This window comes from Pontibacter actiniarum (assembly GCF_003585765.1).
Classification (GTDB): domain Bacteria; phylum Bacteroidota; class Bacteroidia; order Cytophagales; family Hymenobacteraceae; genus Pontibacter; species Pontibacter actiniarum.
Window position 1 is genome coordinate 122,172 of the sequence record NZ_CP021236.1, and the last position, 25,020, is coordinate 147,191.

Below are 25,020 nucleotides of genomic sequence, written 5' to 3' on the forward strand. Positions count from 1 at the left end.
ATTATAAACTAAATTTTGAGAAGATGAGAAAGAACAATTTGAAATGGACTTCCATAGTCGTAGCGATCATGTTGTCCGCTGTCATGACAGCATGTAGTGACGGTTCGCAGGAGCAGAGCGTTGCTGAAGAGACCGGAAACATGGAAATGGCCGAAGGTATGGAAATGGCCGAAGGTATGGAAATGGAAGAAGGAATGGGTGAAATGGAAGGCATGGACATGGCGCAGGAGGGCGGTGCGGTCGCCGCCAGCATGGAGGGGGAGCCGGCCTTCGTAGTGGCTTACATGGATGTAAAGAACGCCCTGGTCAACGACGATGAGGCACAGGTGAAGCAGGCTGCCTCCAGCCTGCAGAAAAGCTTTGATGGCAGCGAGTTGAACGAAGAGCAACGCAACCAACTGAAGAAAAGTGCCTCCCAAATAGCCCAGGCCCAGGGAATTGAAGCACAGCGGCAGGCCTTCTCCCAGCTATCACGGGAACTGTATGAGGTAATGAAGGGCAAGGACATGACCGAAAACAAGCTTTACTGGCAGCACTGCCCGATGGCCTTGAACGGCGAGGGTGCCAACTGGCTGAGCTTCGAGGAGAAGGTGAGGAACCCTTTCATGGGCCAGAAGATGCCGGGCTGCGGGTCCGTTGAAGAAACCATTTAACAGTCATTAATTTTTTTAGCAAACAATAATCAAACACAATGAGAAAGAACATATTAACCATCGCCCTTATGATCGGATCCTTTGCCACTGTTTCTGTACAGGCACAGGATGATAAGAGTAAAAGCCAAGAAGTAACGCAGGCCGTGAAGAGCACTACGTTTGAAGCAAGCGGCAAGTGCGGCATGTGCAAAAAGCGCATTGAGAACGCTGCCCTTGGGCTGGAAGGCGTGCAGTCAGCCAGCTGGGACGTGGAGTCAAAAGTTCTGGCTGTAAAGTATGACCCGGCCACGGTAACAGAGGCCGACATACAGAAGCAGGTTGCCGGCGTTGGCCATGATACCGAGCAGGTAAAGGCTACGGATGAGGCTTACAGCAGCCTGCCGGGATGCTGCAAATATGAAAGAAATTAAATTTTAAATGGCAGGGGCGGCAACGCTTCTGCCATTTTCATTAAGTCTACTACAAAGCAACAATGGAAAGAAAAGCATTGAACTACTTAAACCTTACTCTGGTAACGCTCCTGCTGACACTTACCCTGTTTTCCTGTAAGCAGCAGGCTTCGGAAGTGGAGAGCGGAAAGGCACCCAATAAGGTGGAGGCCCTAAAGCAGGAGGTGATGGGCATACATGATAAGATCATGCCCCGGATCGGGACATTGATGCACCTAAAAAAGCAGTTGAATAAAAAAGCCGCACAGCTGGATACGACAAGAGAAACTGACAAAAGGCAGGCAGCCGCTTTGCAGCTTGCGATAAAAGATCTGGAGCAGGCCGATGAGGCCATGATGCAGTGGATGCGCACCTATGAGGATCCCGACCTAGCGGAGGGACAAGCTAAGGCACTGGAGTACCTGGCGCTTAAGAAAAAGGAAATACTCACGGTAAAAGAACAAATGGAGAGCAGCGAAACAGCTGCCAAGTCACTGCTATCATCTAAATAACACTTTCATATGATGTCTGTCAAACGAACAACTATCAACTACAGTCTCTTCCTGGGTTTACTTCTGACATTGTTTGCGCTTCACTCATGCCAGGAGAATGACAGGCGGCTGCCTATACTGGGGCCGAGAGAAGTGCAGGCGGGGGATACCCTTTACCATACAATCCCCGACTTTGCCTTTGTGGATCAGGACAGCTCCCTGGTAACACCGGAGACTTTCAAAGGCGACATTTACGTGGCCGACTTCTTTTTCACCTCCTGCCCTACGATCTGCCCTAAAATGAAAAGCCAGATGCTGCGCGTGTACGACAAATACAAAGGCAACGAACATGTCAAGTTCCTCTCTCATTCCATCGACCCGGCCCACGACACCGTTGCCGTATTGAAGGACTATGCCGATCGTCTTGGAGTGGATTCAGACAAATGGCACTTTATCACCGGCGACAGAGAGGCCATCTTTGACATTGCCCAGAACAGCTACATGACCAGTGCCCTGGAGGACGAGAATGAGCCCGGCGGTTTGGTGCATAGCGGCGCTTTTCTGTTGATAGACTCCCAGCGAAGGGTGAGGGGCCATTACGACGGCACAAAACCAGAGGAAGTGGACCAACTGATGCAGGACATAGACCTGCTGCTGGAAGAGGAAAAAAAGACAAGTGACGAAGGGTAGTTCATCAGATAACTGTACACCACATGAAAAGAATACTTCTCTTTAGCCTCGCCTCTCTTCTGCTGATCGGCTTAACGGCGGGATGTCAGCGGGAAAGCGAATCTGAGAGTCTTTACCAGGCTAACTGCATGAGCTGCCATGGAGTGAATGGAGAAGGGCTGAAGCGTTTAGTCCCCCCATTGGCTGGTTCCGATTTCATACAGGAATATCCTGACAAGCTGGCCTGCATCATCAGACACGGGTTGGAGGGCAAGGTCGTAGTCAACGGAGTCATGTATCACCACCCCATGCCAGGCAATAAAAAGCTGTCTGAGGTGGACATTGCCAATATCATCAATTACATCAACAAAAGCTGGTACAAGGGAAAGTCCTTTGTTACCCCAAAGGAAGTAGAAAGACAACTTCAGGCATGCAATAACTAAACATCACTAGTCGATGAAAGGAACTACTTTTCAAATAAAAAACATGGTGTGTCCCCGCTGCATCACGGTGATCAGCAGTGAGCTGGATGCGCTGGGTGTGCAGTATGAGATAGACAGGCTGGGGGAAATCACCCTTTTTGATCCTGATCAGGTGGACATGGCCGCCGTGAAGCAGGTGCTGGCAAAACATGACTTTGAGCTGATCCAGGATAAGGACGAGCAGCTTGTGGAGCAGGTGAAGCTGGCCGTGCTGGACCTCGTGCAGGGAAATGTTGTGACTAATCTCCGCAATTCGGACTACATCGCAGAACGTGTCGGCCAGTCCTACAGTGCCTTAAGCAAGACCTTCTCCAGGCGGGAAAATGTAACAATTGAAAAGTACATCATCCTGCAAAAAATAGAGAAGGTGAAGGAGCTGCTGGAGTACGGGGAGCTGAACCTGAGCGAGATAGCCCGCAAGCTCGGCTACAGCAGCGTGCACCACCTGTCCAACCAGTTCAAGTCCGTGACCGGACTGACGGTGAACCAGTACAAGGAGTCCGAAGACAGGGAGAGAAGCTCGTTGGGGAAAGCATGAGGCGAAATCTTGTACATTTCATCCGGAATCCTGTACAACGAGAAGCTCTTTTTTTGGGTTTACTATACTAAGGATGCCAAGGTAGGCGTCCAGATAACCAACCTTAAAAAAACAGATTATGAAGACTAAAATGAAAATGTTGCTTGCCGTACTTTCCGTGGCCCTGCTGATGGTGTTCTCGTTCAACGTGTTCTCGCAAGGGAACAAACCGGTGCAGGACGATAAAAGCAAGAAGTCGGGCTGCATGGCCATGATGCAGGATGAGGCCCAGATGAAAGACTGTATGGCCATGATGGGTAAAGACATGGAAAAATGCATGGCTATGATGGAAGGCAAAGAGATGAAAGAGATGTGCGCCAATATGATGGCCTCCATGAAGAAAGGCTCTTCCATGTGCAACATGAGCGGCATGATGGGAGAAGAACACAAGAAAGCAACAGAGCAGGATATTAAGAAGCTCTAATGAGGTGTGGCAGGCTACTGCCGGGGCAGGCAGATGCCTTCAGCTAGAATGGCATTTGAAAGGAAATAAAACAGAGGGGGCGCTGGTTTCAGTTGTTTGTCTGGCTACCCTCTCTGCCCGCCCCTATTTGAATTGCATCAGCCAGGCTAAACAATGTCAACAATAGTTTTTAACTTAAAATATTATAATTATGGAATTTTTTGGATTTAGTTTTTTCTGTACCCTGCTGTTTGCAGGCGTGATTTTTATCCTGCTCTACGAGCTGTTCTCTCCCTCTAAAGACGGTGGAAAAGAAAGCCCGCTGGATGTGCTGCGTAAGAAGTACGCCTCCTTTGAGATGAGCACAGAAGCCTACGAAGAGCGCAGAGAGGTGCTTGAGCGGGACTTAAAGAAATAACATGTGTTACCCAAAGCCTGCCTGCTCAGGCAGGCTTTTCATTTATACTTTAACTAATTTTTAACCTATAAACTTTTGAACTATGAATCACGAATTAGAGAACAACAGCAACCACAAAGACTTACTCCGAATTCTTGCCGAGTGTGGTGCAGAGTGCGATGTAACTTTTAATGCCAGCCTAGACAATGACAGAACAGATGAGCTGACACGTGTTATCAGGCTGTGCCGGGACTGCGCCAATATATGTTACGCCACGGCCAGATTTGTGGGCTCGGACTCCGAGCACGCTAGACACCTTGCCAGAGAGTGCGCGGAGATCTGTAGAAGCTGTGCAGAAGCATGTGAAAATAATGTAGATAAAGAGCACGAGTGCAAGCCATGCGCCAAAATCTGCCGTGCATGCGAGGAAGCCTGCAGGAGCTTTGCAGGGGTGGAAGCTTAGTTCTTTTCCTTCTTCCTGAATCAGAAAATAAAGGCCTGCCTACACAGGCAGGCCTTTATTTTTTCGGGTAAAGTGACGCGAGCCTTTTTCCTTATTGTGTATAACCTTGTCACAAGCCGGAGAGTTTAAATTAAAAGGTAATAACTCGGTATAAATCAAGATGGTAGGAGCTACTTCATAAAAAATAAAGTAAAATGAAAAAGGTAATGGCTAAGTCAACATATTTCGCGATGACTGCCCTGGCACTCTTCGTTTTTTTTGGGTGTGGTAGTAAAAATGAGAAGGTGGCAGAGAATGCAGATGACCCGATGGAAGTGCATGAAAAGATGGACATGGACTATACAATAATTGATGACTCTATCAGGAAAAGCGAGATTCCGATCAGCGCATTTGTAGCGGAAGATTCTTTACACTTTAGCCAGGAAACCCCGGCAGCGTTCAAGCAGCAGCTCAATAAGGTTCTAGATGCTTACCTCGTTCTAAATGAAAGCCTGGTGGCAGCAGATGAAAAACAGGTGGAGAACGCAAGCACAAGTATGATGTCGGCGCTGCTTGAAGTAAACGATGGGATGCTAAAGGGCAGTGCCCATGATTACTGGAAAGAGAAGAAGTTCTTTTTGATGGACCATGTGGAGCTTTGTAAGGAGGCCGACACGGTGGAGGGAAAAAGGGAGAATTTCGCCTTTATCTCCGAGGCGATGATAAAGGCCGTAGATGTTTTCGGAGCAGGCCGGCAAACGCTGTTCGTCCAATACTGCCCCATGGCAAACGGCAACAAGGGGGCCTACTGGTTGAGCGAGTCAAAGATAAACCGGAACCCTTACATGGGATCGCAAATGCTGACCTGCGGTGAGACAAAAGGCACCCTCAATTGAGGTCCATGCACGGGATTGAGACTATGTGCTCGGGATGTCCGTTTTACACTATAAAATTTGAGTGTAGCGGCTGCGTTCAATAAAGTTACTTCCGTTGACTGAACGTGCACACGAAGCAACAAAGGGATAATAGAGGCAGTTAAGAAAGCAGGATTCAACTATAAGAACTTAAAACAATGCCAGCAGTAGCAGAAAAACTAATAGCAAAAGACAGGTATGAAATTGAGGGCATGACCTGTGCCTCCTGCGCCAACAGCGTCGAGAGCATACTCTCCCACGTGGAGGGCGTGAAGTCGGCCAGCGTAAACTTCGCTGATTCCAGCGTTTTGGTGGAGCATGAGCCGGATGTGGCCACTCCCGAAAAGCTACAGGCGGCTGTTGAGGAAATAGGCTACAGCCTGATCATAAACCAAAAGGCGGGTGAAGAGAACCGTGAGGAGCGGGAAGAAGAGAAGCTTCGTGACGCCAAGGTTAAATTGATCGTGGCCTCAGTGCTTTCCATTCCTGTGCTCCTGATCGCCATGGTCTTTCCAGCAATCCCCTATGCGGACTGGATCATGTTGGTACTCACGACACCGGTGGTAGTCTGGAGCGGCAGAGATTTTTTCATTATAGCCTACAAGAGAGCCAAGAACTTTTCCGCCAACATGGACACACTCATCGCGTTGGGTACGGGAGCGGCCTTCCTCTTCAGTGTTTTTAACACTTTTTTCCCCGGTTACCTGAGAAGCAGGGGCCTGGAGCCGCATGTGTATTATGAGGTGGCAGCCATCATCGTAGCCCTGATCCTGCTGGGCAGGTACTTTGAAGAAAGGGCCAAGTCCCGCACATCCGCCGCCATTAAGAAATTGATAAACCTTGGTGTGAAGACTGCAAGGGTTATCCGTGGGGGTATAGAACTGGAGGTCCCGATTGGAGAGGTAGAAAAGGGAGACCTTATCCTGATCAGGCCGGGAGAGAAGGTGCCAGTAGACGGGAAGATCACCGAAGGTAAGTCTGTTCTGGACGAGAGCATGATCACAGGTGAATCACTTCCTGTGGAGAAAGAAGCCGGCGACACCGTCATTGGAGGCACTATCAATAGGACAGGAAGCTTTAAGATGGTGGCCGAACGGGTAGGCAGTGAAACCATGCTGGCCCAGATCATCAGGCTGGTGCAGGAGGCCCAGGGTAGCAAAGCCCCTATCCAAAAACTGGTTGACCGTATATCTGCTGTCTTTGTACCTATAGTGATTGTCATTGCCATTTTGAGTTTTGCCGCCTGGAGTGTGTGGGGGCCTGAACCCGAAGTGACCTACGCCATGATAGCCGCGGTAACCGTGCTCATCATCGCCTGCCCCTGCGCACTGGGATTGGCAACACCCACCGCTATCATGGTCGGTATTGGCAAAGGAGCAGAGCATGGTATCCTGATAAAGGATGCAGAGAGCCTGGAGCTGGCGCATAAACTCAAAGCGATTATTCTGGACAAGACAGGAACGATTACGCAGGGCAAGCCAGTGGTGACGGATGTTCTTTGGGATCTTTCCCCTGCTGCAAGAAACGAGGTCTCCCATGTTGTGTATGCGATAGAATCTCAGTCAGAACACCCGCTGGCGCAGGCTGTGGTAAACCGCCTGAAGCCGGAGGGCCTTCAGGCGGTTATACTGGACAGCTTTGATAGCGTGACAGGGAAAGGGGTAAAGGCCAGCTACAACGGCAAGCGGTACCTGATCGGTAACAGAAGACTGCTGGATGAAAACAGTGTAAGGACTTCACCTTTCCTGCTGGAGAGAGTGGAGGAGTTAAGCAGGGAGGCGAAGACCATTATTTATGTAGCGGAGGAGGAGAAGGCTATAGCCGTTATCGCCATTGCAGATACGATCAAAGAAACCTCGAAGGCAGCCATTGCCGCCCTGCAACAGATGGGACTGGAGGTGCATATGTTGACAGGGGATAACCGCCAGACAGCAGAGGCCATTGGCCAGCAGGCTGGAGTAGATCAAATCAAAGCAGAGGTGTTGCCTGCCGATAAAGCCGCCTATATCAAAGAACTTCAGGCTAAAGGGCTGAAAGTAGCCATGGTGGGAGACGGCATCAACGACTCACCCGCCCTGGCACAGGCAGACGTAGGCATTGCCATGGGAACGGGAACGGACATCGCCATCGAGAGCGCTGAGATAACACTTATTAAAGGGGATTTGGAGGATATTGTAACTGCGATCAAGCTCTCCAGGGAAACTGTAAAGACGATACGGCAAAACCTGTTCTGGGCCTTTATCTATAATGTGACGGGGATTCCGATTGCGGCAGGAGTACTGTACCCTTTCACGGGCTTTCTGCTGAACCCGATGTTTGCAGCGGCGGCTATGGCGTTCAGTTCCGTTTCGGTGGTTACAAACAGCCTGCGGCTGAAAGCGAAGACCTTTAAATAGATATTGAACAAGCGAAATTAAAAGAGATGTATATAGAACGGTTTTATGACGAGGGCCTGGCCCATGCCTCCTATGCAGTGCTAAGTGAGAAGCAGGTTGCTTTTGTGGATCCGGCCCGGGACCCGCAGCCATACTTGAGCTTTGCTGAACGGCACGGCGCAAAAGTCGTGGCAGTTGTGGAAACGCACCTGCACGCGGACTTTGTGAGCGGCCACCTCGAGATTCGTGATATAGCAAACGCTCCTGTCTATGTCAGCCAACTGGCAGAAGCCACTTACCCCCACACTGCCTTTGACCAGGGCGATGAGATTACGGTGGGGGAAATAGCACTCAAAGCACTTAACACGCCCGGCCATTCCCCGGACAGCATCAGCATTCTGGTGCTAGATGAACAGGGGAGAGAGCAGGCCGTGTTCTCAGGGGATACCTTATTTGTGGGAGACGTAGGCAGGCCAGACCTGCGGGAAGATTCCAATGATTCCCGCACAAGACGGGAGGACATGGCAAGGCAGCTCTACCACTCTACCCGTCAGGTGCTCATGCAGCTGGATAAGGACGTAAAGGTGTATCCGGCGCATGGCGCTGGCTCCCTCTGTGGGAAGAGCATCAGCAGCGAACTCTCAAGCACCATAGGGCAGGAAGCCGCGCACAATTACGCGCTTCAGCCCATGTCAGAAGATGCCTTTGTCCAGGTACTGCTAAAAGAACAGCCTTACATACCAAAGTACTTTAGCCATGATGTTGCTTGGAACAGAAGAGGAGCCGGCGCTTTTAAAAAATGCGTGGAGGCAGTGCCCCGGCTAAACAAGTATGCCTCACTTCAGCAGGATGTCCTGTTGGTAGACACACGCCCAGAGTGGCAGTTCAAGGCAGGACACCTTCCTGGCGCTATCAACATCATGGACGGGAAGGAGTTCGAGACGTGGCTGGGCTCCCTTATAGGACCGGAAGAAGAGTTCTATTTGTTGGCGGAAAACGAGGAAGCCCTGGAAGTCCTGATCCGGAAGGCAGCAAAAATAGGTTATGAGCAAAACATCAAAGGAGCCTTGCAGGTGCCGACCTGTGGACAGCAGCCCAGCTCAAAGATAGACCTTGGTGCGTTTCGGGAACACCCGCAAGACTTTACCATCGTGGACCTGCGTAACGAATCAGAGGTAAAGAAAGATGAGATTTTCAAGGATGCTGTCCACATCCCTCTGCCAGAGCTGCCTGGCAGGGCGAGTGAGATCAGGAAAGATAAACCCGTGGTGGTCCACTGCGCGAGCGGCTACCGATCAGCCATCGGGGCGAGTATTTTGGAGAAGGTTGTCGATGCCCCCGTTTATGACCTAGGGGAGGCGGTGAAGGAATTTAAGCAGCCGATAGTCAAAGCTGCTGAATAGAAAACTAATTATGTTAAACCTTAATATAGCAACCATGGAAAATGAAAAGCAAAATTATAACCGGAGCCAATCGGGCAATGTGGTAGAAGAAACTTTCCCTGTGCAGGGCATGACCTGCGGTGGATGCGCCAACGGGGTGCAGCGGTCGCTGACGAAGCTGGAGGGCGTAAAGTCGGTAGAGGTAAGCCTTGCCGACGCATCGGCAAGAGTGGCCTATGACCCAGGTGCGGTGTCGCCTGAGCAGATGCAGCAGGCAGTGGAGAACGCTGGCTTCAGGTTCGGCAAGAGCGAAGGCGAAGAATCGGACAAGTCGGAACGTTCCGGCGGTTGCTGCTAAAAGCTAAAAGAGAGGGGCAGAGATGGGAGGTACTCAATCGCCCCTCTCAGGCTTTGAATCCTAAGTGACTTCTAAAACCATGTGCCCTGATAAGATGGGATTAAAAATAGTACAAAAGGGAAAGAATATTCCCCGGAGCAATACCTTATACATTAACCATACTCTAACAACTATGAAACGATTTATCCAAACCACAGCTCTTTTATTCGTGATGGCCTTTGCTGCCACCGGTTGTGCGGCACAGAGAACGGCAGATGCCTCCGCCATGCTTCAGGATAAGGAGAAGAAAGAGCAGATCTTCTCTACCATTTTAAATGACCGGGAAATGCGGGCAGAACTCATGAAGCGGATGATGGCCGAGGGCGATGACGCAGGTATGATGATGAAGTACATGATGCAGGGGGCGGAAAGTGACACAGCCACCTGCAAGATGATGAGCTCCATGATGATGAAGAATCCCCATATGATGGACATGATGATGGGCTCCATGATGGATAGAGCTGAAAAAGACGACGCTGCCTGCAAAAAGATGTGCATGATGATGATGGACAGCGATAAGATGAAGGGCATGATGCAACAGATGAAGGGGAAGCCCTCTGGCAGCAGCAAAGCAAAGGGAGACAGTCACATGAAGACGCACCTGAAAGACAAACATCCCACAACTAATTAAGACAGATAAACATGGGAAATATGATGAAGTGGATGCTGATAGGGTGCCTGGTGGCCGTGGCATTGGTCTTTGGCCTACCACTGCTGGGCATAGAGGGATACGGGAACTGGGGCACCTGGCTCTTACTCATACTGGTACTGGCCTGTGTGCTGCCTATGCTGCTAATGAACCGGAAAAAGGGAGGCAACAAATAAGTGTGCTATGAGAGAAGTAAAAGCTTTTGTTAGAAGTACAAAGGTAAGTGAAGTCATAAAAGCCTTGCGCCATAATGGCTTCAAGAGCATGACAGTAACGGAGGTAGAGGGCACGGGACGCTTTACCAAACCCGGCGCCAGCCCTTCGCTTAAGTTTCCGATCACACATAGCAAAATGGCCAAGCTGGAACTCTTATGTAAAAAAGAAGATGTGGAAACCATTGTAAAGCTCATCTATGAATTCGGTGGTACAGGGGAGAAAGGGGACGGCATCATCTCTATCTCACAGGTGGAGCGGGTCTTTAAAGTGAGAACAGGAGAGGAAAGCCAGGAGGAATAATAAAACGAAGGGAGCGGGAAACTCCCCAACTGCCTTTAAAAATAGTTGGAAGAGCAAACAGAAAGCCGCATCGGGCTTTAGGGAGGTTACCTATGGTTATTGCCATACCTGGATATAACAATAAAGTTTTCTTACAAGTATAGTTGTTTAGTCATACATGTCATTAATGTCCTATAAAGAAAGCAAAGCATGAGTCAAAAAGATAATTCAGGGGCACGAAATTCAGGTAAAGAAGTCATCATCGTGACGGGAAGCAGCGGGCTTATAGGAACTAGTATCATCAAACGGCTTTCTGAGAAGTATCGCATCGTAGGCTTGGACAATACCGGCTACCCCTTTCCCCCCAAGGAGGCTGAGTGCGTTTGCTATGATATTACCTCAGAAGCCAGTATCCGGGCAGCCATGGAGCGCATCCGTTACGGTTATGGGGACAAGATAACCTCCGTCATTCACCTGGCTGCCTATTATGATTTCTCGGGTAAACCCAGCCCACTGTACGAGAAGATAACGGTAAAAGGCACAGAGAATCTTTTGCGCGTACTGCAGGATTTTGATGTGGAGCAATTCGTGTTCTCCAGCACTAACCTGATCTATAAACCTACCTCGCCCGGGCAGAAGATCAGCGAGGACTGCCCCTTAGAGCCGAAGTGGGACTATCCGGAATCAAAGGTAGATACTGAAAAGGTGATTCGCGAGAAAAGGGGCCGCATGAAGGCGGTGCTGTTGCGCATTGCCGGTGTATATGACGATGAAGGACACTCTATTCCCATCACCCATCAGATACAGCGCATATACGAGAAACAGTTTACAAGTCATTTCTACTCCGGCGATACCTCCCACGGCAACGTCTTTCTGCACCTGGAGGACCTGGTGGATGCCCTGGAGAAAACAGTGGAGCGAAGAAAGACGCTTCCGGATGAAGTAGCGATCAACATCGGTGAGCCGGAGACGCCAAGCTATCAGGATCTGCAGGAAACAATAGGGCGCCTGTTGCATGGCCAGGATTGGAAGACCTATGAAGTGCCGGCACCGCTGGCCAAAGCCGGTGCCTACGGCATGAACCTTTTCGGGGATGCCTTTATCAAACCCTGGATGATAGACCGTGCCGACGACCACTACGAGTTGGATATTTCCAGGGCGCGCACCCTGCTTGGCTGGGAGCCCCGACACCGGCTGCTCGACACTCTGCCCACCATCATTGCCAAGCTCAAAGAAGATCCTACCGGCTGGTACAAGGAAAACGACCTGGAGCTGTCAGCTGCTTTGGCAAAGGAGCAGGAGGCCAGGAAGGACTAATAATCACCTCTCACCTCGCATACAAACATTAAACTATGGAAGAAAAGCAAAACGGTCACAGCGACCATGAAATGAAAGGGGGCGGCATGGGAAAAAGGGGTGTCACACGCCCCATGGCTCAAATGCAAATGCAGCACCACGAAGGAATGGAGGATGATGGCGAACAGCAGCACGAAAAGGGTAGAGACCACAGCATGATGATGTCTGATGAGATGCGAGAGAAAATGTTGCATACGCACCACATGCAGACCCTCTGGGTTTACTGGGCACTCGTGATTTTAGGTATCTGGATGGTGCTCGCGCCATTCACCTTCGACTATGGGAGGGCGGTGGCTGAACCCAGCGGGGGGAGGGAAGTATGGCTGAGCCTGGAGCAGCGGATTGCCTTTATGAAGTGGAGCGACTTAATCAGTGGTGCACTGCTTGTCTTCTTCGGATGGCGCTCTCTGACGCCTAACCGCCCTTACAGTCTCTGGATCTGCTGCTTTGTCGGCATTTGGCTGAGCATGGCGCCACTGGTCTTCTGGTCGCCCTCGGAAGTAGCTTACCTGAACGACACGCTGATAGGAGCTTTGGTTATTGCTCTCACCGTTCTTATCCCAGGAATGCCCAACATGATCATGTACATGAAGATGGGCTCAGAGACACCCCCAGGATGGAGCTACAACCCCTCCAGCTGGCCGCAGCGCTGGATCATGATCGTGCTGGCCTTTGTGGGTTGGATGGCTTCCCGCTACATGGGAGCATTTCAGCTGGGTTACATCGATCACGCCTGGGACCCTTTCTTCGGGAACAGCACTCGGGAGGTACTCAACTCCGATATGTCGCATGCCTGGCCGGTATCTGATGCCGCGCTGGGTTCTCTGGCTTACACGCTCGAGTTCCTGATGGGCTTTATGGGCAGTCCTTCCCGCTGGCGCACCATGCCTTGGATGGTGCTCTTTTTCAGTATCCTGGTAATCCCCCTGGGATTCGTGAGCATTTTCCTGGTCATCTCTCAGCCACTGGCAGTGGGCGCCTGGTGTACCCTATGCCTGGCAACTGCTGCCGTGATGTTGCCCATGATTCCGCTACAGCTGGATGAGGTGACGGCCATGGGCCAGCACATGGTGCAGGCAAAGCGCAGGGGAGACAACCTATGGAATGTGTTCTGGAAGGGGGGAAAGCCTTTTGAGCAGAACAAGGATGAGCGCTCGCCGGAGCTGGTGGAGTTCCCGCAGAAACCGGGGAAAGTTTTTATAGCCTCCGTCTGGGGAATGAGCTTTCCTTGGGCTTTGGTGCTATCAACGGCTATAGGCCTGTGGCTGATGTTTGCTCCAGCGGTCTTCGATGTGAACATAGAAACAAGGGCTGCCGACATTAGCCATATGGGAGGGGCGCTTATCGTGGTCGTGGCCGTTACCTGCATGGGAGAAGTTGTCAGGGCGGGGCGTTACCTGAACGTGCCGTTGGGCTTGGCGGTGGCTGTGTGGCCTTGGTTTGTGGAGGACGGCACGCTGGCCCTGAACATCATCAGAGCTGTGTCAGGACTTGCCGTGGCCGCGCTATCCCTACCGCGGGGTATCATAACCGAGAAATATGGCTTGTGGGACAAATACGTTAAATAGTAACAGCAGACCTCCTATGACTGACGAGCAGATCCTGCAGCAGGCAAAGGCGCTGCTGGAGAAAAACACGATAAGCGGCTACTCGAAGGAGTATGACATAGTCTACCACTACATGAAGCCCGGCAGGTCCAGGTATCCTTTCCAGTACTTCTGGGATACCTGCTTCCATGTCTACACCATGACGGCGCTGGGAGATCATCAGATGGCAAAGAGGTGCATGCAGAGCCTGTTTGCCATGCAGCGGGAAGACGGCTTTGTGGGGCACATGCTGTTCTGGAGCCGGTTTACCCCAACCAGGGTCACAGACATCTTCCAGAGCAGGCCCAGCACCCGCGACTTCTTCCGCCCGCACATGAGCGCCCTCCTGCAGCCGCCGATAGCTGCCCAGGCTGTGCTCCGGATCTACACTTATGACAGGGACCTGAGCTTCCTGCAGCAGATGCTCCCCAAGTTAAAGCGATACTATGATTGGCTGGCCAACAACAGGGACTTTGACGGCGATGGGCTGCTTTCCATTATCAGCTATTTCGAGGCGGGGATGGATTGGAAACCTTCCTATGACCAGGTGCTCGGCTTCTCTCCGGGAAGGGCGACTGCCAGTCATTTCATGAAGGTGGTGTACGTTGACTTTAAAAACTACCTGCACAGCTACGATTTAGAGAAAATCTACCAGGCTAGTGACTTTCTGGTGAAGGATGCCGGGTTCAATACCATCTACGTGCAGAACCTGGAGGCCATGGCAGTGATCTGTCGACTAGTGGGAGATCCTGGTGCTTCTCGTTACAAGGTGCTGGCTTCAAAAGTCACACAAAGCATTCTGAGCATCATGTATGAGCAGGAGGATGAAGCATTCTATGATGTACAGGGGAAAACGAACAAGAAACTGAAGGTCCTGACCCCTACTGTCTTCTTTCCTGCTACCATCAAGGGAATGCCTGAGGAAATTGGAAGGCGGGTGATCGAGCGTCATTTCTTCAATAAGGATGAATTTGCCGCCCCGTTTCCGATTCCGTCTGTTGCCATGAACCACCCTGCCTTCCATCCAGGCGAATCTATTTACATCTGGCGCGGGCCGACCTGGGTGATCTACAACTGGTTTCTGCACCATTTCCTGATGGAGAAAGGATTCAGGGAGGCTGCCTCAAACCTTGTCCGCAGCACTAAGGAGCTGATCCGAAAAGGCGGGTTTCGGGAGTACTACAACCCTTTCACGGGCCAGGGATACGGGGCCTATGACTTCACGTGGTCTGGGCTTGTGGTGGACATGATGAACATGGAGGAAGGGCTGTCCCCGGAGGCGGTGGTGGCATCCTCCAAGGAAAGCTTTACCTAAGTTGCAGCTCATTCCCTGTTGTGTACCAGCTATCAGATTTAGCTGTTCCGGTAAAAGCCTCCAACATGTTTCTGATACCTTTAGTTTGGCTTTCTGTATCTGGCTGCAGCTCTAGGAAATAGATATGTTACTATTTCTTTGGGAAGCAGTACATTGAGTGTTTTAAAAGCCGTAGGGGAAGCTATTGTTAAGAGACTTTATGTACTGTTTTCCTCGCCGGCAGAGCCGTAAAACACTACTTCTCCTATATAGCAGGAGAAACGAAGAGTTTAAGTAGGAGTGTGACAAGTGATGGTATAAGGCGCATCTACTTTACTGCTTCCTCCACTGATCGATAAAGTCATCCAATATTCCTTTCCCGAAGCCGATGCGGCGTGTGTACTCCAGGCACAGGTTGTATTCTCTTTCTTCTATTCTGCCATCCTGCACCATCATCATGACAAGGGCCTGCAGCTCGGTGCTTTTTTGCAAACCTTCTTCCGGGACAACGAAAGTGAGCGAGGGCAGGTTTTCAGTAATCGGGCGGGTTTCTTCCTCTGACAAGCCTAGTTGATCTCCTATATCAAGCAGGAAATCGCTTTCCTGCTTGTCAAGATGCCTGTCGGCTACAGCCACTATAATCAGGTTTTGAAAAAAAGCCAGTTTCTTTTCTTTTGTGTCGAACACGCTGTCAAATGTTTTGTTACCTGCCATCTGCTTTAGATAAGTTTGTCCTAAATAGGCATACCCCATATTGTTCGTTTTAGTTTAGGATGACTAAGAGTGAGAAGCTGAGTAAGTTAAAAAACTTCTATACAGCTAGATAGGCGAAGCAGGATCCCGTCAGGCAAATTACCCCTCCACCTGTTGCATTTTTCTTAAAACAACAAAGCTATAGGCGTGTTTTCATCCGCCTTGGTTTTACTTTGATGGCGGTAGCTCAAACAAAGTGTGTACTGCTGCGCAAAATTAAAGCGGACTCTGCTGTCAAATTGGAAGTGGAACGATTTAAGCTTCTCCCTACGTTTTTGAATAAACTACAGTATGAAATTTCAGAATATTCCAGCTGCTCTCTACATTGTCTTGTTCGTTGTTACTGTTGCACTAGGTCTAGGTTTTACTTCCAAGAGCAAGGGATCGGCTTTAGTTAAAACTGTTGCAGTTCAAGAAGCGGGTGTTCGTGAAAGTATAACTAACGAAGCTCCTTCCCTTCCCACACTTGCGCTTAACAAATACCTGGAGACCTTCTATAGTGAAGCTGGCTTAGCTCAGAAAGGTCTTCCTTTAACCGTTTTCCGTGATGCGGTAGTGGGTTACCACAATATGATGTCTGCTGGCTTGTTATCTAAAGAAAAACCTTTGGTTACAGTTATCGATTTCAATCAGTCCAGCAAAAAACGTCGCCTCTGGGTCATTGACATGGAAGCACGCGAGGTGTTGTATAATACATTGGTGGCTCATGGAAGAGGAAGCGGAGGAGAATATGCAACAGCGTTTTCCAACATTGAAGGCTCAAATCAAAGCAGCCTTGGCTTTTATCTTACACAGGGGACCTATCAGGGTAAGAATGGTTTGTCATTGAAACTAGAGGGGCTAGACGACCACTTTAATTCCAACGCATCAGAAAGATTCGTCGTGGTCCATGGGGCATCTTATGTGAGTGAGAGCTTCATTGATACAAATGGACGTCTGGGCCGTAGCCAAGGTTGCCCTGCTTTGCCACTAGAATTCACCAAGCCCATAATTGACACCATAAAGAACCAGACGCTGTTGTATATAGATGGCCCTTCCAGCACTTACTCCTCAAGGCTCTTAAACTTAGATCAGGCGGCTGTTTGTTTTGTTGCGGGCAAAGAAAAATCATTCCATTCTTTCTCCTAGTTCTCGTTTGTCTTTAACGTCTAAAGTGCAAACACAAAAGTCCTATAGTTTACCTTATGTTAAATAGGGGGTTGAGCTACAATACACTGTGTCCTTATTTTAAGTACTTATTTTTGGTTTTCGAAATGTACCCTTTCTCAATATTCAAGTCGTAGAACTTCTCAAATAGACCTACCATGTCTCCCCCTTCTGTATTTACTTTCCAGTCCTCGATTACTGAGATGGCCTTTTCAACAGAGTGGTAATACGCCTGTTTTCCGTCTCTGCCTTTGGTGAATCCCTCCTTCAGGAATATATTCACCTGCTCCCTTATTAACTGTTTTGCGCCATCTGCCACCACATACTGCCTTAGCATTCTCTGTAGCTTTTTGTGGTAAAGAGTATGGGCCTTCTCTGGATCAACTGTATCGTCCAGGTTGAGGTCACCTTCTTCGTTGCTTTTACTTTTAAAGACAGGTAGAGGAAGATCCAGTTGAGGTGTGTTACTCGAGTGTGCTTCGCTTAAAATGGCCAGGATATCAGCGTCAAATTCTAAGCTGTTGTGTTGCGGTTCCTCAGAGTTGAAGCCTTGGAACTCATTGTCATCGATCATATTGTCCATTCGAATTGTGATTATGAGTTTAAATAAACTTGTTCTTTTAACTTTTCAGCAACTTCAATCAAAGGAGCATCCTCCAAATCATATACAAGAAATCTTTTGATTGCATCATTGGTTTTAAGGATCATTCTGCGGTATTTAGGATAATCGTCATTGTTTTCCTCCAGATGCAGTCCGTATATAATAGAGGGGTGGATATTCCATTTTTCAGCATACCCTTCCACCATGGCAGGTACATCTATAAATGATTTGATATACTTTCTCTTGTCTGCCGGCAACAGAAACTCTCTTGCGAAACCATCGGCCTTCTCCTCGCTAACGTGATCAACAACCATCTGTCCCTCACTCTTTGTTGTGTGATAGCCCATTCTAGCTATTAAATCCAGATCTTTCATAACATGATAGAGTTCGTGCATCAATGTAGTCCATAGCTCATCATACCGTTTATTGAAATCCGAGAGTACAATGCACGGCTTTCCATTGACTAGGAAAGTAGCTCCCCTTACCTGTATTTTCGGCAAATAGCTTTGGATGATCACAGTGATGCCTATACTGAACAGAGCCCTGCATACTTGTACAAGTCCATTGTCGTAGTCGCGCGAGAAGGCTCTGATCCGAGGGATGATTTTGAACAGTGTTTCCTTTTCAAAATCATTGGGGTTATTGATAGTCTTAAACTGCTGGTATGCAGAACCGATCCAGAGTTTTACCATTTGATCGGAAAAGTTCCTCTTGGTTCTGCTAAAGAGGGGGGCTGCTACCTCGGTTGAGTACTCATAAATAGAGCTTAAGCTGAAACGCCGCAAAATTCTAGACTCAATATGGTCAAAATCAACGGAGCTTTCTATCAAGCCCATTTTCTTCAGACTGTCTAGGTCAAAGTTTCTTAATATGAAGCCCGCTTTACGAGCTTTCTCTACATCCTTGATATATTGAACAGGTAACCCAGCGACATACATTTGAACCAGCTCCTCTAAGTCTGTTCCAAGAAACTGGCTTATCTTCAGGAAAGTTAAAACGTCAATTTTCTGTGCCTCTCCTTCCAGTATTCTCTGCAGAGACTTTCTTTGTATACCTATAGCTTCACTGATTTGCCTTTGGGAAATATTATATTCCTTAGACTTATTTTCTATTAATTCAATAATAGAACAGGAAGACTCATCTTTAGCCAGTAGAGCATATATCTCACTTAGCAGATGTCCATCATTCGAGTTAGATTGCTTGTTCATGATGGCGTAAATTTACGCAGGTTATTTTAAATTAAAATATACCTATGGATAAATTTTTCGCCACCGTTAATTTTATAAGGTGCGGTTTATTTTTATTTAATGTTAACGAATTGGGAATTAGTACACTATGATTGTTTACCCTTTAGCTTATGCGCTTTTAATTCAATAAGCGCTTTCCGAACTTCCCCTGACGCGGGTTTGAGCGTCACGACCATGTCAGCCGGATCCGATTTGGAAGCCTTCTTTTTCGGTTTCGGCTTGGCCTCCTCTTCCGGCTTCAGGCGCTTGTCAAAGAAGTGTGACCTGGTCTCCACGATTCTAAGGCGTCCGTGGTCTGGGTGCAGCGGGTTGATCAGGTAATTCCGTTCAAACGGCGAGTGCGCGGACGGGACTTTTAGGACCAGGTCCTTACCTTCCCTGATCCAGTCGAGGGCTATCTTCTGGAGCGCTGCCGGGGGAGGAAAGTCTGCCCAGTTATCGGGAAGATCCTCCTCAGTGAGCTCCTTTAACGAGATATCGTCCGGGATCTCAATGATTACCAGGGCCATGTTCTTGGGCAACATCGACGAGTTGGCCAGTACTTCGAGTTTGGCTAGGGAAAAACTTTCGGCCGTGTACAGCAGCCTGGTTCCCGTTTCATGCCACCTGCCCGGCCCATAGAGCCCCCCAGTTCCCAGCAGATCTGTTTTGAATTCTTCTTTGGCTAAACGAAAAACAATCATGCTAAGAGTAAATACCGTGCGCCAGGGCGTTCAACACATTGATTATTTGTTCTCTACCTATTGAGGAGTGTAGCAGGTCAACAGGCCTTTCATTTCCAAGGGCCGTATTTCTTGTGTTGAGCCACTCGTTGAAGTCGTCCTCGTTCTCGAATACCTCTATTCCTTTGGCAATGACTTTAGAGACATCGTAGACTGCATCGGATTCCGCTTCCCCTAGGTTGCTGTCCTGCATTTTCTTGATGCGCTGGAGCGTGGTCTCCGAGACATTCAGTATTCTGGCCATACGGTAGTTGGTCAGGTGCGCTCTGTCTTGAATCACCTTGACGATACGTACCGAGATCTTCCCCTCGCGTGAGGCTTTAATAAAGTCCAGCGGACTCTTAATGTTGCGACCGATATTATCTTCGCCTCCCATTACCCTTACAATAGTATCTAGTGACATAAGCAGTAATTTGAATGTGTGTATACAGCCAAATGAACGTAATATTAGTAAAAATGTTACCCAGTCACAAGAAAATCAGCTAAATAAATTATGCGTTCTGGCCTCCCTTTCCCTGGCTGATGAAAAAGGCGGCCCGCTCCTCCAGCCTCTCAGTGTAGAGAGCCGGATTCAGCTGTAGGAGGTCAAAGACGATCTGCTCCGTGCACTCAAGCAGGTAGGTAAGCAGGAAAGGAAGCCGCCGGTAGAAGTATTCCCACTGCTTATCAATGTCATCCAGTGTGCTGAACATAAAGTTGAGGTTCTTGGCTCCCGTGAGGCTGGCCCAATGGTGCGTGGTAGCCGGGTGTAGGGCCTTGTTAGACCAGTTGATCAGGCTGCCGTGCTCCTCCTTGTTGAACAGGATGTCGTAGATCTCACCCCTGCTCATGTCCTGCATGGAGAACAGCATCGGGAGAGATGCCTCGATCAGGTCCAGCAGATCCTGCTTGGGTAGCTTGGAGGCATCAAAGTCTTCGCGGTTATTGAAGTGCTCTAGAAACTCCTCGTCCAGGTACAGACGAAGGAGCACTGGCATGTTGTAGATGAAGGGCTTGCGCAGCAGGGCGAAAGAGACGGTAAGCCTCCTTTTCCTGGACGCATCCAACGCCTCTCGGAGAAAATAGCAAGAGTCCGACAGCAGGCCGTAGACGGTGTGTAGTCGCACCAGCTCATCATGCTTATCTTTCATGTCCGCACGGAGCAGGTAGTCTAGGGTATACTCGTCATCTATCGGAACCGCCTCGGGATTGATGTCAACCTCGAAGTGACGAAGCCCCTTGTAAGGCTCTTCCGTCAGAAAGGCCTCCAGTTGGCCTACTAGAAATTCGCACATGTCGTGGCTCCTGTGGTACTGTTCTGGCAGATAGCCGTAGCCGTTTGGGTCTAATAGATCCATGGTTTATTATGTTTGTTTTCGACTGGGTTATAATCTACAGGGAAAGCTGCCCATCATCTGGGTTCTCCAGTAGTCCGGGGAAATTGGCATTGATGAACTCGGCGGTCTGCTGCACCAGTGCTTTGATGCGTATTATGGCCTCTTTCTTTGCACCCTCCTCTTCGCTCTCTAGCTCAACGGAGTGATGGTGCAAGCCGCTGCCCAGAAGGTGGGTGGTGAAGAGAACCTTTGCCTGGATACTCCACGCGATACACCTGAGCTAAAACTATGAGTAAACAGAACAAACGCGCAGAGCATGGTTTATCTGGCCATAAATATCATGCTAAAAAGGCTTTAATACATTTTAAAACAGTTTCTAAGATAGTACAATTTTTTCTTCTTTAATATTGATTTGCCTTTAGATACTAAGCATAGATAAATTAACATTATATTGTGGTAATATTACATAAATCTTCTCAATATTAATTCTTATATAATCCTATGGAACGCGCAAGAAAGCTTACCATTGAAGATGTTTTGAATTTTGAAACAGGTGAGCATATAGACGCTTATAACTTTTTCCGAAAGCCATTGGATGAGGTTACTGAGTTCCGGTCTGAGCTACAGAGGGCCATTGCTGGTTACCGGGATCCGCTTTTTGTCTGCTATTATTGTAAGCAGATGGTCAGGATCAGAGGCGGGAACTTTAGGGATAGCAGAAAGAAGAAGGATAGTTTTCACTTTGCACATCTGCATGACAGTGCGGCCTGCCATATTAAAACCAATAACAGCTACTCAAAAGAGGAGGTGGAACGCATCAAGTACAATGGTGCGAAGGAAAGCGCCTTGCACATCCACTTAAAGGAACAGATTGCCTCTTACCTGAATAAAAATAGCCTATCTAAGAAAGAGGTATCAGACATTGAGGTGGAAAAAGTGGTTAAGAGCAGGCTCATTGAGAGGGAGTGGCGGAAGCCTGACATTAACGCCTTTTTCAAGGGAGAGCGCATGGCCATTGAGCTGCAGCTTTCTACCACCTGGTTAAGTGTGATCACTGGAAGGCAGCACTTCTACCGGGAACAAGGCTGTTACATACTGTGGGTGTTCCACCAGTTTAACCTTGATGATGATATAAGAAAGCTTACCTACAATGATGTAATCTTTACTAACCACCACAATGCCTACGTGTTTGATACGGATTGCAGCTGGAGATCAGAACTTGAAAATGATCTGGTACTAAAGTGTTATTATAAAAAACACTATCAGGAGGGACTTGAAATCAAAGATGCTTGGGAAATGGCCTATGTAACCCTATCAGATCTAACCTTTGATGCTACTAACTTCAAAGTGTACTTTCACGATTCAAAAAAACAAAAGGGAGAGGTGGAGCTAGCCGTCGGCAAGGAAAGAAAGAGAAGGGAGCTTTTGGAAAGGGAGCAAAAAATTGAAGCCGAAAAACGCCGGGCCGCGCAAGTCAGAATACAGGAGCAAAGAAAGGCTGAAGAGCAAAGAAAGCTGGCTGAGTATACCAAGTTAAAACGTACTGTATCAGAGCTGACTCAGCAGCTCACTGAGCTCCACCAAGAGAAAGAAAACTTGGAGAGGAAGGCAATACGATTACAGGAAAGAATAGAAAATAGGACACAGATTTTGTCAGATCTTGCGGCTTATGCCGATAAAGCTTATGACTTCATAGCTGGCAAAAGTCCCTCAAACCCTTTCCATGGGAACCATGAATATGGCCATTATGAAATGGTGAACTCATTGCGCTCGGAGTTTTTAGAGTCTATAAAAGGGCTAGAGGCAAGGCTTTCCCAATCAAGCATAGAGAAGAGCTATTGGCTCAAGGAACAGGCTGGCCTTCCTACACTGGAGCAAATAGCAATAGCGGGAGTAAGTTACCAAATTCTGCCTGGGGCAGATGAATACTTCCAGATGATAAGGCCTCATTATGCTCAAGTCAAGTTTATACCTAAGTCAGCTGTGGGAACACTTTTCGAGGGGGCGGAACTACGGCCAGTGCTTTCCGAAACCAACCTAGTGGAGGTCTTTACTAAGAGCAGCTTATTTCTTCTGGTCGAACATGGTCAGGATATACTGACCTTTGCTGATAAAGTAGAGGCTTGCCAAGGAGCCATTTCACAGATTAACGAGTTGAAACTAGAGTTAAAGGTGCAACTGCAAGATAAGGTAAGGCAAATTTATGAAGCGGAGATTGCTGACTTTAGACTTGAAAGGTTGAATAATGAAAGTAGAAGTGAAGCATTAGATGATGAGATAGCCATTTTGCAAATGGAAGTGGTTAGCCTAAAATGCATCTTGGATGATTTAAGAAGCTTCTTTTAAAGTTTTTACTATCGTTTTGTCAAGTTTAATAACAAAAAAACTTGACATCTAATAAACAAGCTACTACCTTTATAGAACCATTAGGCTAAACCAGTGCACAACTTAGAAAGGAAGTGATGAGCATCATGCAGCAAGTCCGGGAAAGAATTGAACAGGCCCAACCCGGTCAGCTGCTCACTTACGCTGATTTTCAGGTAAATGATAGCCAGCTGGAAGCCCTGGCAGCGGCACTCAGCCGCCTGGCCAAGCAAGGGGTGGTCAACCGGCTGGCAAAAGGCCGCTACTATAAGCCAAAGGAAACTGTTTTCGGGAAAGTGAGACCATCCGAAAGAGAGATCATCAAGAGCCTGAGCACCTCCAAAGGCGAAGTCAAAGGGTACGAGAGCGGTTTGGGGCTTTACAACCAGCTGGGTCTGACCACGCAGGTTCCCCAGGAGGTGACGCTAATGACACGCAAGCAGCGCCGGGTAGCGAATGTAGGGAAAACCAAAGTCCGTTATGTTCAAAGCCCCACCAACTTCAAGGAGTCTGACATTGACAAGCTTCAGGTCCTGGACGCTCTGCGCGGTTACAAGAAGATTCCGGACCGCAACAGCGAAAAGACGATCCTTATTCTGCTTAAGTATATCAAAGAGCTAGCCGAACGCGACATGGATCGGCTCATAGAGCTGGCGCTGGACTATAACCCCGCTACCCGTGCCCTGCTGGGAGCCCTGCTGGAGCGTCTGGGCTTTACAGAGGAGGCAGACAGACTAAGGCAGTCACTCAACCCGCTGACTAAATACAAACTGGGCATTAGCGAGAGCATACTGCATAACAGAAAAGACTGGAATATCATATGAACCTGCACCAAAACCCGGAGGTGTTTCGGGATGCCATTACGGCCACGGCAGAGGCCCTGCAGATCAGGGATGTGTATGTGGAGAAAGACTACTGGGTGACGCTGGTGCTTTACCGCCTGGCCCACTCCCCCTACGTGGAGCAAGCCATCTTCAAGGGCGGCACATCGCTATCCAAGGCTTACAACCTGATCGAGCGTTTTTCCGAGGACATCGACTTGGCCATCAACGCCGACGAAGGCATGACCAACAACCAGGTCATGCAGCTGATCCGCAAAATCTCAAAAGAGATCACAAAGGACATGGTGGAGGTAGATGATCCGTACCGGACCAGCAAAGGCTCCCGCTTCCGCAAAACGCTGCACGACTACGGGGCCTCCGTGCAGGGAGACTATGGCCAGGCAACTGACAAGATCCTGATGGAGATCAACTCCTTTGCCAGCCCTAATCCACACCAGCTGATGCCAATTAAGACCTACATCAGCCAGTTTATGGCTCAGCGCGGATTGCTGGACATGATCAAGCAGTATGGGCTAGAGCCTTTTGAGGTAAATGTAGTGAGTCTGGAGCGCACCTTCGCAGAGAAAGTGCTGGCCCTAGTAAGGGCCTCTCATGCCGAAAATCCAGTAGATGAATTAGGTAGCAAGATCCGCCACATATATGACCTGCACGCCATGCTGAAAGCACCTGCAGTGACCGCATTTCTGCACAGCGAGGACTTCTTTGAGATGATTCAGGCCGTGCAGGCTGATGATGCCCGCAACAGCGAGTTTCAGGGCGACTGGGCCATGCAGCCGCTGGATGCCTGCCTGCTGTTCGCCGACGTGAGAGGAGCCTGGAATTCTTTGGAGACTGCATACCAGCAGGAATTCCGTTCCTTAGTGTACGGTACGCTGCCTGACCCGGAAGAGGTGATTACTATTTTAGAAATGATCTCCGCACGTATCAAAGCGCAAAAGAGTAACCTTTAGTACATAAGAAGGGATATTGCGATAAAAGAAAAGGCTCCTCATTCCGAAGAGCCTTCCCTTACTTATAACGAACCATTCGACAGTGTCCA

Annotated in this window: 30 protein-coding genes; 23 read left to right on the forward strand and 7 right to left on the reverse strand. The window is 48.8% G+C overall.

Going from position 1 to position 25,020, the window contains the following annotated elements; translation table 11 throughout:
- The first annotated feature begins 23 nt into the window (after positions 1–23).
- From CA264_RS21325 to CA264_RS21410, 19 genes are all read left to right on the forward strand, one after another.
- Entirely contained in the window at positions 24–653 is a 630-nt protein-coding gene (locus CA264_RS21325; RefSeq protein WP_084196114.1) for a DUF3347 domain-containing protein, read from the forward strand.
- A 38-nt stretch (positions 654–691) separates the two neighbouring features.
- The gene (locus CA264_RS21330; RefSeq protein ID WP_025603836.1) at positions 692–1,063 is read left to right on the forward strand and encodes a heavy-metal-associated domain-containing protein; all 372 of its coding nucleotides are present in this window, start codon (positions 692–694) and stop codon (positions 1,061–1,063) included.
- Between the two features lie 62 nt (positions 1,064–1,125).
- Entirely contained in the window at positions 1,126–1,593 is a 468-nt protein-coding gene (locus CA264_RS21335; protein ID WP_025603837.1) for a hypothetical protein, read from the forward strand.
- A 9-nt stretch (positions 1,594–1,602) separates the two neighbouring features.
- A complete protein-coding gene (locus CA264_RS21340) occupies positions 1,603–2,262 on the forward strand; it encodes an SCO family protein (RefSeq protein ID WP_248634813.1) in 660 nt (219 codons plus the stop codon).
- Between the two features lie 23 nt (positions 2,263–2,285).
- Complete coding sequence (locus tag CA264_RS21345) at positions 2,286–2,684, forward strand: c-type cytochrome (protein ID WP_025603839.1); 399 nt, start codon at positions 2,286–2,288, stop codon at positions 2,682–2,684.
- A gap of 13 nt (positions 2,685–2,697) precedes the next feature.
- Positions 2,698–3,261 carry a helix-turn-helix domain-containing protein gene (locus CA264_RS21350; RefSeq protein WP_025603840.1) on the forward strand — a complete coding sequence of 188 codons (564 nt, stop codon included), beginning with the start codon at positions 2,698–2,700 and terminating at the stop codon, positions 3,259–3,261.
- Positions 3,262–3,379: 118 nt separating this feature from the next.
- On the forward strand, positions 3,380–3,724 hold the full coding sequence (locus CA264_RS21355) for a hypothetical protein (RefSeq protein ID WP_157593599.1): 345 nt from the start codon (positions 3,380–3,382) through the stop codon (positions 3,722–3,724).
- Positions 3,725–3,914: 190 nt separating this feature from the next.
- A complete protein-coding gene (locus CA264_RS21360; RefSeq protein WP_025603842.1) occupies positions 3,915–4,121 on the forward strand; it encodes an SHOCT domain-containing protein in 207 nt (68 codons plus the stop codon).
- Between the two features lie 82 nt (positions 4,122–4,203).
- Complete coding sequence (locus CA264_RS21365; RefSeq protein ID WP_025603843.1) at positions 4,204–4,563, forward strand: four-helix bundle copper-binding protein; 360 nt, start codon at positions 4,204–4,206, stop codon at positions 4,561–4,563.
- A 206-nt stretch (positions 4,564–4,769) separates the two neighbouring features.
- On the forward strand, positions 4,770–5,438 hold the full coding sequence (locus CA264_RS21370) for a DUF3347 domain-containing protein (RefSeq protein ID WP_162912113.1): 669 nt from the start codon (positions 4,770–4,772) through the stop codon (positions 5,436–5,438).
- A gap of 176 nt (positions 5,439–5,614) precedes the next feature.
- On the forward strand, positions 5,615–7,852 hold the full coding sequence (locus CA264_RS21375) for a heavy metal translocating P-type ATPase (protein ID WP_025603845.1): 2,238 nt from the start codon (positions 5,615–5,617) through the stop codon (positions 7,850–7,852).
- Between the two features lie 26 nt (positions 7,853–7,878).
- Positions 7,879–9,234, forward strand: coding sequence for an MBL fold metallo-hydrolase (locus tag CA264_RS21380; RefSeq protein WP_025603846.1), 1,356 nt, complete (start codon positions 7,879–7,881; stop codon positions 9,232–9,234).
- Positions 9,235–9,268: 34 nt separating this feature from the next.
- Positions 9,269–9,571, forward strand: a complete 303-nt coding sequence (locus tag CA264_RS21385) for a heavy-metal-associated domain-containing protein (RefSeq protein WP_119570490.1) — start codon at positions 9,269–9,271, stop codon at positions 9,569–9,571.
- 172 nt (positions 9,572–9,743) lie between these two features.
- On the forward strand, positions 9,744–10,241 hold the full coding sequence (locus CA264_RS21390) for a hypothetical protein (protein ID WP_157593600.1): 498 nt from the start codon (positions 9,744–9,746) through the stop codon (positions 10,239–10,241).
- An 11-nt stretch (positions 10,242–10,252) separates the two neighbouring features.
- A complete protein-coding gene (locus CA264_RS21995; RefSeq protein ID WP_051364254.1) occupies positions 10,253–10,435 on the forward strand; it encodes a hypothetical protein in 183 nt (60 codons plus the stop codon).
- A gap of 7 nt (positions 10,436–10,442) precedes the next feature.
- Positions 10,443–10,775 carry a P-II family nitrogen regulator gene (locus CA264_RS21395; protein ID WP_025603849.1) on the forward strand — a complete coding sequence of 111 codons (333 nt, stop codon included), beginning with the start codon at positions 10,443–10,445 and terminating at the stop codon, positions 10,773–10,775.
- Between the two features lie 189 nt (positions 10,776–10,964).
- Complete coding sequence (locus tag CA264_RS21400) at positions 10,965–12,071, forward strand: NAD-dependent epimerase/dehydratase family protein (RefSeq protein ID WP_025603850.1); 1,107 nt, start codon at positions 10,965–10,967, stop codon at positions 12,069–12,071.
- A 35-nt stretch (positions 12,072–12,106) separates the two neighbouring features.
- On the forward strand, positions 12,107–13,678 hold the full coding sequence (locus CA264_RS21405) for a vitamin K epoxide reductase family protein (RefSeq protein WP_025603851.1): 1,572 nt from the start codon (positions 12,107–12,109) through the stop codon (positions 13,676–13,678).
- Positions 13,679–13,694: 16 nt separating this feature from the next.
- Positions 13,695–15,011: an amylo-alpha-1,6-glucosidase gene (locus tag CA264_RS21410; RefSeq protein ID WP_025603852.1), complete on the forward strand. Its 1,317-nt coding sequence runs from the start codon at positions 13,695–13,697 to the stop codon at positions 15,009–15,011.
- 312 nt (positions 15,012–15,323) lie between these two features.
- Here the strand turns inward: CA264_RS21410 and CA264_RS21415 are convergent, their stop codons facing one another.
- The gene (locus tag CA264_RS21415; RefSeq protein ID WP_025603853.1) at positions 15,324–15,704 is read right to left on the reverse strand and encodes a TerB family tellurite resistance protein; all 381 of its coding nucleotides are present in this window, start codon (positions 15,702–15,704) and stop codon (positions 15,324–15,326) included.
- A gap of 330 nt (positions 15,705–16,034) precedes the next feature.
- On the opposite strand from CA264_RS21415, the gene CA264_RS21420 reads away from it, so the two are divergent.
- Positions 16,035–16,871, forward strand: a complete 837-nt coding sequence (locus CA264_RS21420; RefSeq protein WP_025603854.1) for a murein L,D-transpeptidase catalytic domain family protein — start codon at positions 16,035–16,037, stop codon at positions 16,869–16,871.
- A 94-nt stretch (positions 16,872–16,965) separates the two neighbouring features.
- On the opposite strand, the gene CA264_RS21425 is transcribed toward CA264_RS21420, so the two are convergent.
- The 6 genes from CA264_RS21425 to CA264_RS22000 form a co-directional block, all read right to left on the reverse strand.
- Positions 16,966–17,472 carry a hypothetical protein gene (locus CA264_RS21425; protein ID WP_025603855.1) on the reverse strand — a complete coding sequence of 169 codons (507 nt, stop codon included), beginning with the start codon at positions 17,470–17,472 and terminating at the stop codon, positions 16,966–16,968.
- Between the two features lie 11 nt (positions 17,473–17,483).
- The gene (locus CA264_RS21430) at positions 17,484–18,698 is read right to left on the reverse strand and encodes an ImmA/IrrE family metallo-endopeptidase (protein WP_025603856.1); all 1,215 of its coding nucleotides are present in this window, start codon (positions 18,696–18,698) and stop codon (positions 17,484–17,486) included.
- 125 nt (positions 18,699–18,823) lie between these two features.
- A complete protein-coding gene (locus CA264_RS21435; RefSeq protein WP_025603857.1) occupies positions 18,824–19,420 on the reverse strand; it encodes an RES family NAD+ phosphorylase in 597 nt (198 codons plus the stop codon).
- Between the two features lies 1 nt (position 19,421).
- Positions 19,422–19,862, reverse strand: coding sequence for a type II RES/Xre toxin-antitoxin system antitoxin (gene parS / locus CA264_RS21440; RefSeq protein WP_025603858.1), 441 nt, complete (start codon positions 19,860–19,862; stop codon positions 19,422–19,424).
- Between the two features lie 88 nt (positions 19,863–19,950).
- A complete protein-coding gene (locus tag CA264_RS21445) occupies positions 19,951–20,796 on the reverse strand; it encodes a hypothetical protein (RefSeq protein ID WP_025603859.1) in 846 nt (281 codons plus the stop codon).
- Between the two features lie 34 nt (positions 20,797–20,830).
- Positions 20,831–20,989 (reverse strand): hypothetical protein, encoded by a 159-nt coding sequence (locus CA264_RS22000; protein WP_157593601.1) that lies wholly within the window; start codon positions 20,987–20,989, stop codon positions 20,831–20,833.
- Between the two features lie 287 nt (positions 20,990–21,276).
- Here CA264_RS22000 and CA264_RS21450 point away from each other — a divergent pair, with 287 nt between their 5' ends.
- The 3 genes from CA264_RS21450 to CA264_RS21460 all read left to right on the forward strand — a co-directional run bounded on the left by CA264_RS21450 (position 21,277) and on the right by CA264_RS21460 (position 24,931).
- A complete protein-coding gene (locus CA264_RS21450; protein WP_025603860.1) occupies positions 21,277–23,121 on the forward strand; it encodes a DUF6035 family protein in 1,845 nt (614 codons plus the stop codon).
- 116 nt (positions 23,122–23,237) lie between these two features.
- On the forward strand, positions 23,238–23,963 hold the full coding sequence (locus CA264_RS21455; RefSeq protein WP_025603861.1) for a type IV toxin-antitoxin system AbiEi family antitoxin domain-containing protein: 726 nt from the start codon (positions 23,238–23,240) through the stop codon (positions 23,961–23,963).
- On the forward strand, positions 23,960–24,931 hold the full coding sequence (locus CA264_RS21460; protein WP_025603862.1) for a nucleotidyl transferase AbiEii/AbiGii toxin family protein: 972 nt from the start codon (positions 23,960–23,962) through the stop codon (positions 24,929–24,931). The genes CA264_RS21455 and CA264_RS21460 overlap by 4 nt, the downstream gene beginning before the upstream one ends.
- The last annotated feature ends 89 nt before the right edge of the window (positions 24,932–25,020 follow it).

Excerpts from the sequence above, each read along its gene's own strand:
- CA264_RS21325 (WP_084196114.1), top strand. The coding sequence starts at position 24 with ATGAGAAAGAACAATTTGAAATGGACTTCCATAGTCGTAGCGATCATG.
- CA264_RS21330 (WP_025603836.1), top strand. The coding sequence starts at position 692 with ATGAGAAAGAACATATTAACCATCGCCCTTATGATCGGATCCTTTGCC.
- CA264_RS21335 (WP_025603837.1), top strand. The coding sequence starts at position 1,126 with ATGGAAAGAAAAGCATTGAACTACTTAAACCTTACTCTGGTAACGCTC.
- CA264_RS21340 (WP_248634813.1), top strand. The coding sequence starts at position 1,603 with ATGATGTCTGTCAAACGAACAACTATCAACTACAGTCTCTTCCTGGGT.
- CA264_RS21345 (WP_025603839.1), top strand. The coding sequence starts at position 2,286 with ATGAAAAGAATACTTCTCTTTAGCCTCGCCTCTCTTCTGCTGATCGGC.
- CA264_RS21350 (WP_025603840.1), top strand. The coding sequence starts at position 2,698 with ATGAAAGGAACTACTTTTCAAATAAAAAACATGGTGTGTCCCCGCTGC.
- CA264_RS21355 (WP_157593599.1), top strand. The coding sequence starts at position 3,380 with ATGAAGACTAAAATGAAAATGTTGCTTGCCGTACTTTCCGTGGCCCTG.
- CA264_RS21360 (WP_025603842.1), top strand. The coding sequence starts at position 3,915 with ATGGAATTTTTTGGATTTAGTTTTTTCTGTACCCTGCTGTTTGCAGGC.
- CA264_RS21365 (WP_025603843.1), top strand. The coding sequence starts at position 4,204 with ATGAATCACGAATTAGAGAACAACAGCAACCACAAAGACTTACTCCGA.
- CA264_RS21370 (WP_162912113.1), top strand. The coding sequence starts at position 4,770 with ATGGCTAAGTCAACATATTTCGCGATGACTGCCCTGGCACTCTTCGTT.
- CA264_RS21375 (WP_025603845.1), top strand. The coding sequence starts at position 5,615 with ATGCCAGCAGTAGCAGAAAAACTAATAGCAAAAGACAGGTATGAAATT.
- CA264_RS21380 (WP_025603846.1), top strand. The coding sequence starts at position 7,879 with ATGTATATAGAACGGTTTTATGACGAGGGCCTGGCCCATGCCTCCTAT.
- CA264_RS21385 (WP_119570490.1), top strand. The coding sequence starts at position 9,269 with ATGGAAAATGAAAAGCAAAATTATAACCGGAGCCAATCGGGCAATGTG.
- CA264_RS21390 (WP_157593600.1), top strand. The coding sequence starts at position 9,744 with ATGAAACGATTTATCCAAACCACAGCTCTTTTATTCGTGATGGCCTTT.
- CA264_RS21995 (WP_051364254.1), top strand. The coding sequence starts at position 10,253 with ATGGGAAATATGATGAAGTGGATGCTGATAGGGTGCCTGGTGGCCGTG.
- CA264_RS21395 (WP_025603849.1), top strand. The coding sequence starts at position 10,443 with ATGAGAGAAGTAAAAGCTTTTGTTAGAAGTACAAAGGTAAGTGAAGTC.
- CA264_RS21400 (WP_025603850.1), top strand. The coding sequence starts at position 10,965 with ATGAGTCAAAAAGATAATTCAGGGGCACGAAATTCAGGTAAAGAAGTC.
- CA264_RS21405 (WP_025603851.1), top strand. The coding sequence starts at position 12,107 with ATGGAAGAAAAGCAAAACGGTCACAGCGACCATGAAATGAAAGGGGGC.
- CA264_RS21410 (WP_025603852.1), top strand. The coding sequence starts at position 13,695 with ATGACTGACGAGCAGATCCTGCAGCAGGCAAAGGCGCTGCTGGAGAAA.
- CA264_RS21415 (WP_025603853.1), bottom strand. The coding sequence starts at position 15,704 with ATGGCAGGTAACAAAACATTTGACAGCGTGTTCGACACAAAAGAAAAG.
- CA264_RS21420 (WP_025603854.1), top strand. The coding sequence starts at position 16,035 with ATGAAATTTCAGAATATTCCAGCTGCTCTCTACATTGTCTTGTTCGTT.
- CA264_RS21425 (WP_025603855.1), bottom strand. The coding sequence starts at position 17,472 with ATGGACAATATGATCGATGACAATGAGTTCCAAGGCTTCAACTCTGAG.
- CA264_RS21430 (WP_025603856.1), bottom strand. The coding sequence starts at position 18,698 with ATGAACAAGCAATCTAACTCGAATGATGGACATCTGCTAAGTGAGATA.
- CA264_RS21435 (WP_025603857.1), bottom strand. The coding sequence starts at position 19,420 with ATGATTGTTTTTCGTTTAGCCAAAGAAGAATTCAAAACAGATCTGCTG.
- parS (WP_025603858.1), bottom strand. The coding sequence starts at position 19,862 with ATGTCACTAGATACTATTGTAAGGGTAATGGGAGGCGAAGATAATATC.
- CA264_RS21445 (WP_025603859.1), bottom strand. The coding sequence starts at position 20,796 with ATGGATCTATTAGACCCAAACGGCTACGGCTATCTGCCAGAACAGTAC.
- CA264_RS21450 (WP_025603860.1), top strand. The coding sequence starts at position 21,277 with ATGGAACGCGCAAGAAAGCTTACCATTGAAGATGTTTTGAATTTTGAA.
- CA264_RS21455 (WP_025603861.1), top strand. The coding sequence starts at position 23,238 with ATGAGCATCATGCAGCAAGTCCGGGAAAGAATTGAACAGGCCCAACCC.
- CA264_RS21460 (WP_025603862.1), top strand. The coding sequence starts at position 23,960 with ATGAACCTGCACCAAAACCCGGAGGTGTTTCGGGATGCCATTACGGCC.